Origin of the sequence: Psychrobacter sp. TB20-MNA-CIBAN-0197, from assembly GCF_040309765.1 — a bacterium.
GTDB classification, from domain to species: domain Bacteria; phylum Pseudomonadota; class Gammaproteobacteria; order Pseudomonadales; family Moraxellaceae; genus Psychrobacter; species Psychrobacter submarinus.
In genome coordinates this window covers 1-303 of the sequence record NZ_JBEOPC010000314.1, presented here as the reverse complement: position 1 = coordinate 303, position 303 = coordinate 1, and the positions used below count along the sequence as shown (strand labels likewise).

At 63.0% G+C, this 303-nt stretch carries 1 protein-coding gene; it reads left to right on the top strand.

Features of this window, described 5'->3' with window-relative positions:
- The coding region (locus AAEY83_RS13810) for an autotransporter outer membrane beta-barrel domain-containing protein (RefSeq protein ID WP_351059681.1) at nt 1-303 on the top strand (303 nt) is incomplete at both ends.

Here is a 303-nt window from a genome sequence, read left to right as displayed (position 1 = left end):
CCTTCCTCAACCTCGGTGCGCGGTACGGCCTCACCAGCCTCGAGCGCGGCATGTTTGTCGATGCCAACGCCAGCGCCGGTTACGTCGACTACGACAGCAAACGCGAGCTCGGCGGTGGTCTTGGCACTGCCAAGGGCGACACTCACGGCAATCTCACTGGCGCGACCCTGGCGCTGGGTTATCGCGCACCGCTCAACGGCGTGATTCTCGAGCCGAGCCTGGGCTTTCGCGTCAGTCATCTCGACTTGCAAGGTTTCAAAGAGAAGGGCAGTGAGCTGGCGCTCGACGTCGATGGCATCAAGC